Source organism: Occallatibacter sp., from assembly GCF_036502485.1.
Lineage (GTDB): Bacteria > Acidobacteriota > Terriglobia > Terriglobales > Acidobacteriaceae > Telmatobacter.
Genome location: NZ_DASXYM010000055.1, coordinates 26,292 through 32,499, shown reverse-complemented (window position 1 = coordinate 32,499; position 6,208 = coordinate 26,292). Strand labels below are relative to the sequence as shown.

Genomic DNA, 6,208 nt, shown 5'->3' with positions numbered 1-6,208 from the left:
GGTACGCCGGCAGGAAACACGGCTCTGTGCACGGTGGGCCACTCAGGCAACGACCTGCATTATCGCGGATATAACATTCACGATCTTGCAGCTCATTGCGAGTATGAAGAAGTGGCTCATCTGCTGGTGCACGGGAAGCTTCCCAATACGGTGGAACTGACCGAGTACAAGGAAGAGCTGACGCAGATGCGCAGCCTTCCGGCCGCGGTGAAGCAGGCGCTTGAACTGCTGCCGCCGACCACGCATCCCATGGACGTGCTGCGCACCGGTGTGAGCGTGCTGGGGTGCGTACGGCCGGAGGCAGCGGACCATAACGAGGACGGCGCAATTGCAATTGCCGACGCGCTGCTGGCGTGCCTCGGGTCGATGCTTCTCTACTGGCACCAGTACGCGCGTAACGGACGGCGCATTGAAGTGGAGCCGGGCGACGATTCCATCGCCGCGCATTTCCTGCATCTGCTGCATGGGCAGGCCGCGCCGCCCGAGTGGGTGGAGGCGATGCAGACCTCGCTCATCTTGTATGCGGAACACGAGTTCAACGCATCGACGTTTACGGCGCGCGTGATCGCGGGGACCGGCTCGGACACTTATTCCTGCATCGCCGGCGCCATTGGCGCGCTGAAGGGGCCGAAGCACGGGGGCGCCAACGAAGTGGCGCTGGAGATCCAGCATCGCTATCGGACGCCGGACGATGCGGAGCGCGATATCCGCCGCCGCGTCGCCGAAAAGGAAGTGGTGATCGGCTTTGGGCACCCGGTCTACACCATCAGCGATCCGCGCAGCGACATCATCAAGGAGATTGCGAGGAGCCTGGCGAAGAGCTCCGGGCACACAGCGCATTTCGACGTGGCGGAACGTATTGAAAGCGTGATGCACGAGACCAAGCGCATGTTTCCGAACCTGGACTGGTTCAGCGCGGTGGCCTATCACATGATGGGGATTCCGATTGATCTGTTCACGCCGCTGTTCGTGATTGCGCGAACCGCGGGGTGGTGCGCGCATATCCTGGAGCAGCGCAGGGATGGGAAGATCATTCGGCCAAGCGCGAATTACACCGGTCCGGAGCCGCTGGCGTTTGTGCCGATTGAAGAGCGGACGTAAGGAAGCCGTCAGCTATCAGCCGTTTCCGATAGATCAACTATCGGCTTCAATTCCATCCATCATGGGTGCGCTTCTCGCCTAGCTGAGGGCTCGTATAGTTGAGAGTGCTGTTAGCAAGAAGGAGCCGTTGTGTCCTCCCACATTTCGAACGAACGCCCCGCGGCCGACCAGGTTCTCGTCGACATCGCCGCATACGCACTCCACTACAAGATTGAAAGCGACCTCGCCTACAAGACGGCGCGCGCGTGCCTGATCGATACGCTGGGTTGCGGGCTTGAGGCGCTCGAATATCCGGCGTGCACCAAGCTGCTGGGGCCGATTGTGCCGGGAACGGTGGTGCCCAACGGCGCGCGGGTCCCGGGGACGAACTATGTGCTCGACCCTGTCCAGGCGGCATTCAACATCGGCGCCATCATCCGCTGGCTGGACTTCAACGATACATGGCTGGCAGCGGAGTGGGGTCACCCGTCTGACAATCTGGGCGGGATCCTGGCGGTTGCGGATTGGCTTTCTCGCGTGGCTATTGCACAGGGCGGAGCGCCACTCACGATGCGCGATGTTCTGACCGCAATGATCAAGGCCCACGAGATCCAGGGCTGCATCGCTCTTGAAAATTCGTTTAACAAGGTCGGCCTGGATCACGTGGTTCTGGTGAAGGTGGCTTCCACCGCGGTGGTGTGCCAGTTGCTGGGGCTCGATCGTGAGCAGACCATCAACGCTCTCTCGCTTGCATGGGTGGACGGCCAAAGCCTGCGCACCTATCGCCATTCGCCGAATACGGGCTCGCGCAAAAGCTGGGCCGCGGGCGACGCCACCAGCCGCGCGGTGCGCCTGGCGCTCATGGCACAAGCCGGCGAGATGGGATATCCGTCTGTTTTGAGCGCGAAGACCTGGGGCTTTTATGACGTGTCGTTCCGCGGGAATCCGTTCAGGTTCCAGCGCGCGTATGGGTCCTACGTGATGGAAAACGTGCTGTTCAAAATAAGCTATCCGGCGGAGTTTCACGCGCAGACGGCGGTGGAGTGTGCAATGAAGCTGCACGAGGAGCTTGCACGGCGCGGCCTCAACGCCTCGGCCATCAAGAGAATCGCGGTGCGCACCCACGAGGCCTGTATCCGCATCATCGACAAGAAAGGCGCGCTCGCCAACCCCGCTGACCGCGACCACTGCGTGCAGTACATGATCGCGGTGCCGCTGATCTTTGGCCGGCTCACGGCCGCGGACTACGAGGACGCGGTGGCGAAGGACCCCGTCTGGGGCAAGCGCATTGACGCGGTTCGTGACCTGATCACATGCGTAGAGGAGCCGCAGTTTACCCGCGACTATCACGACCCGGAGAAGCGCTCCATCGCCAACTCGCTCCGCATGGAACTGGAGGATGGCAGCGTGATCGAGGAGACGGTCGAGTACCCGATCGGGCACCGGCGCCGCCGCGAAGAAGGCCTTCCGCTACTGGTGGATAAGTTCAAAACCAATCTGGCCCGGCGCTTTGCCTCGGATCAGCAGAAGCGCATCCTGGACGCCTCTCTGGACGCGATGCGCCTGGACGCCATGCCGGTCAACGAGTACGTCGATCTGTATGTGCCGGCGGGTCAGTCCCAAGGCTGACGCAGCCCAGGGCGGCGATGCGGTATACTCCGTCGCAATCAGCAATTCTTCACCGGGAGGTTTTTTCGATGCGTTTCAGCAGCGTATCCAAGATGGTTGTGTTTGCCGGGCTCCTGCTTGGTCTCTGGGCCGTGCCGGCCAAAGCAATTGCGCAGGGTGGCGACAAGGTATTGCAGCCGGCAGACACCCAGAAACTTCTACCCGACAATCTCTGGTACAAGGGGCAGGCCGCGCCGGCGCAGAAGCGCAACTCCGGCGGCGTGAAGTTCGCGGACGGCGCTTACGTTCTGACCACTCTTGTGGACACCAGCGGCTACTCCAGCGATGTGCAGGCCAAATATCAGGCCTACTTCATCACTGAAGCGCCCATCAAGATCGGCGGCCATGACCTTCCGGCCGGCATCTACGGAGTGGGCTTTATCGGGGACAACAAGTTCGTGGTTACGGACGTGGGCGCACATGACGTCTTCTCCGTCGACTCCGCGAATGACGATGGCATGAAACGGCCGCGCCCATTGCAGATCACTGAAAACGAAGGCGGCGGTTTCCGGCTCTATGCCGGCCGGCGATATGTCACGTTCAGCAAGTAGGCGGCTGCGGGAAGTTGCTCGTATTCGGTTGGGATCATCGCCCGGCCCGGCAGCGCGCAACTTCCCGCGTGCCCCTTCCGTCCATTCTGTAGAAGGTTATCCTGCACTCCGAGTTGTGCTGTAACCCTCCTGGCGAGGGCTGTTGATTATGCGTGATTTAGTTAATATCGGTGGTGATGACGACGCGCGGATGATTCCGCTGTGGTCGATCTTGATCGCCACCGCCGCATTTGTAGGCGTTGAATATTATCTTTGGCTGGTTCTGCCGGACCAGCGGCACCACCCAGCTCCGCCCCTTGGCTTCAGGATCTACTTCAACTTGTCGTGGGGCGTTCTGGCTTCGCTGTATTTCCTCATGATCGGCTACGTCAGCAAGGATGCGCCGCGGCGCGCGATGAGCGCGCGCTTCTGGATGCTGATCTGCTTCGTCATGCCTGGCGGCATCGGCGCGGTGCTGTATTTCCTGCTGCGGCAGCCGCTGATTTCCCGCTGCCCTGCGTGCAGCACCATGGTGCAGAGCGACTTCCACTTTTGCCCCCAGTGCAATTACCAGCTCACCGCGAACTGCGGCAACTGCTTCCGCACGGTCCGGGCGACTGACCAATTCTGCACGCGCTGCGGACACGAACTGGCCGCAGACCACATGCCTGCCCGTCTGCACGCGCTGCGGGATTAGGCAGTTTCTCCTGAGCCGCGCGCAGGCGGACGTCTTCCGCCAGGCGGGCCTACACGGATGGCGGGTTGAGCATTTCGCTCTTAGCTCCTGCCAGCTCAAACGTCAGGTTCACTGAGCGGCCGCCCATCGGCCTTGTTCGATGGCGAACTCCACGGGGCACGGTTATCAGGCTTCCTGGCGGGAGCGCGACCGTTCGGTCATCGAAATCGATGAACAGTCCTCCTTCGAGCGCCAGAAAGCATTCATCCGAGTGTGGGTGGCAATGCCAGTGGTATGCGTCGACCATGGTGCTTATGCGCACTTCATGGTCGTTGATTTGGGCCACGGGATGGTTGTCGTAACCCGTCGCGAGGGCTGATTCGGAAGAAAGATTGATCACATTCAGGTTGGCGTTCGACATTCGTCGCTCCGGGCTGCCCGTCGGTTCCACTCACGTTTCGCTTGCTTCAGCCCTATTCAGTATGCGGGGCGAGCCTTCCGTGCAGAAGAGAGGGTAGAATCTGAGTTTGGCATGACTCTCTCCGCCCTCATCATCGACGATGAACAACTGGCCCGCGAAGAGCTCAAGTACCTGCTCGATTCGGTGGGCGGTGTCGACGTGCTGGCCGAGGGTAGCAACGGAATCGAGGCGGTCAACCTCATCGAAGAGCACCACCCCGACCTGGTCTTTCTCGATGTACAGATGCCCGGCCTTGATGGCTTCGCGGTCATCAAAAGGCTGAAAGAGCAGAGTGACGCCAAGGCCCGCGCGGGAGCCGAATACGAACCCTTGCCGCACATTGTTTTTGCCACCGCCTATGATCAGTACGCGGTCCGCGCCTTCGATGTGAACGCCGTTGACTACCTGCTCAAGCCGTTCGATCGCGATCGTGTGGAACAGGCTGTGGAGCGCGTGAAGGGGCGTATCTCCGGCGCACCGGCCTCCGCTCCGCCTGCAAGCCAGATTGACACGCTGCTGCGCCTGCTCAACCGCCCGCAATCATCCGCGCAGCCCGCCAAGCTCATCGTGCAAGCACAGAGCCGGCTGCTTCTCGTGGATCAGGCAGAGATATGCTACGCCGCCATCGATGAAGGCGTGATCCGCGTCGCCACCCAGAATTTCGAGGGACAATCCAAGTGCCGCACGCTGGAAGAGCTGCTTGATCTGCTCGACCCGGCGATCTTCTGGCGCGCGCATCGCGGCTTTGTGGTGAACATCAACCACATCCGCGAAGTTGTCCCCTGGTTCAAGTCGAGCTACCAGCTCCGCATGAACGACAAGAAGCAGACCGAGATCCCGGTCAGCCGCTCCCAGACCCGCCGCCTGCGCGAGCTATTCAATCTCTGAGTTTCGTCTCTCGCGGCGCAAAAGGAACGGGCGGCGCGATGGCCGCCCGTTTCCTTTTGCGCCAAGGCGCGCTGCCCGTCTAGTCGTACCGCTCAAAGATGATTTGCTTGCGGTGCCAGCCATAGCCGGCCAGCTTTTCGCGCACACCCGCCACCATGTTGTTGAGGCCGCAAATATACGCGTAGATGTCGAAGTTGAGCTCGGTCGCCGGGGTGGTCGGATCCACGGGCGGAAGGGGGAGTACCTGGTTGAGGCGTGCGGCGCGTTCCTCCACGATGCGGGCAACGTGGTCCTGCACGTAGCCGCGCAGGCCGGTCCAACCATCACCGGCACGGCTGAGCGTCGCCAGGTAGTGGAAGTTGGGATGCTTTGCAGCCAGCGCTTCGAATTCCTCCTGGTAGTAGAGGTCGGTCTCGTAGCGCGTGCCGAAGACAAGCCAGATCTCCTTGCCCTCGCTGCGGTCCGGACCGCCTTCCGGAAAGAGCCACTGCGTGAAGCCGCGCATGGGCGCGATCCCCGTTCCGGTTGCAATCAGAATGGAATCCGTGACCGGAGTACGCAGGACGAAGTGCCCGTGCGGCCCGTGCACCTTCACCGAGCCGCTTGGCGGGAGGTCGGTGAGGTCCGCCAGATGGTTGGAGAAAAATCCGCCCTCCACGCGATTCACGCATAGATCAAAGCGATTGGCGCTTGCGGCGGAGGCAATCGAATAGGCGCGGGTCTGCTGCTTGCCATTCACATCAGGAGCCAGCGTAGACACAAACTGGCCTGAGGTGAACGGGAAGCTCTCGAGCTCGTCAATTACGAATTCAAAATGAAAGCATTGAGCAGGTTCTGAAATACAGATCTTGCGTTCGAGGCGGGCGGTGTACAGCTTTCTTTCCAAGAGTGGTACCACCGGGCTGA

The 6,208-nt window shown here is 61.1% G+C and carries 7 protein-coding genes; 5 read left to right on the top strand and 2 right to left on the bottom strand.

Annotated features, from left to right (window positions below):
• The 4 genes from prpC to VGL22_RS08965 form a co-directional block, all read left to right on the top strand.
• The coding region (prpC, locus tag VGL22_RS08980; RefSeq protein ID WP_465266570.1) for a bifunctional 2-methylcitrate synthase/citrate synthase at positions 1 to 1,101 on the top strand (1,101 nt) is incomplete at its 5' end.
• Positions 1,102 to 1,230: 129 nt separating this feature from the next.
• Positions 1,231 to 2,709, top strand: a complete 1,479-nt coding sequence (locus VGL22_RS08975) for a bifunctional 2-methylcitrate dehydratase/aconitate hydratase (protein ID WP_465266569.1) — start codon at positions 1,231 to 1,233, stop codon at positions 2,707 to 2,709.
• A 68-nt stretch (positions 2,710 to 2,777) separates the two neighbouring features.
• A complete protein-coding gene (locus tag VGL22_RS08970; protein ID WP_465266568.1) occupies positions 2,778 to 3,299 on the top strand; it encodes a hypothetical protein in 522 nt (173 codons plus the stop codon).
• Positions 3,300 to 3,447: 148 nt separating this feature from the next.
• Positions 3,448 to 3,975 carry a zinc ribbon domain-containing protein gene (locus VGL22_RS08965; protein ID WP_465266567.1) on the top strand — a complete coding sequence of 176 codons (528 nt, stop codon included), beginning with the start codon at positions 3,448 to 3,450 and terminating at the stop codon, positions 3,973 to 3,975.
• Positions 3,976 to 4,024: 49 nt separating this feature from the next.
• On the opposite strand, the gene VGL22_RS08960 is transcribed toward VGL22_RS08965, so the two are convergent.
• Positions 4,025 to 4,375 (bottom strand): cupin domain-containing protein, encoded by a 351-nt coding sequence (locus tag VGL22_RS08960; RefSeq protein ID WP_465266566.1) that lies wholly within the window; start codon positions 4,373 to 4,375, stop codon positions 4,025 to 4,027.
• Between the two features lie 111 nt (positions 4,376 to 4,486).
• Here VGL22_RS08960 and VGL22_RS08955 point away from each other — a divergent pair, with 111 nt between their 5' ends.
• A complete protein-coding gene (locus VGL22_RS08955) occupies positions 4,487 to 5,302 on the top strand; it encodes a LytR/AlgR family response regulator transcription factor (RefSeq protein ID WP_465266565.1) in 816 nt (271 codons plus the stop codon).
• A gap of 79 nt (positions 5,303 to 5,381) precedes the next feature.
• Here VGL22_RS08955 and VGL22_RS08950 read toward each other — a convergent pair whose 3' ends face one another.
• Entirely contained in the window at positions 5,382 to 6,188 is an 807-nt protein-coding gene (locus VGL22_RS08950; protein ID WP_465266564.1) for a ferredoxin--NADP reductase, read from the bottom strand.
• Positions 6,189 to 6,208: the final 20 nt, after the last annotated feature.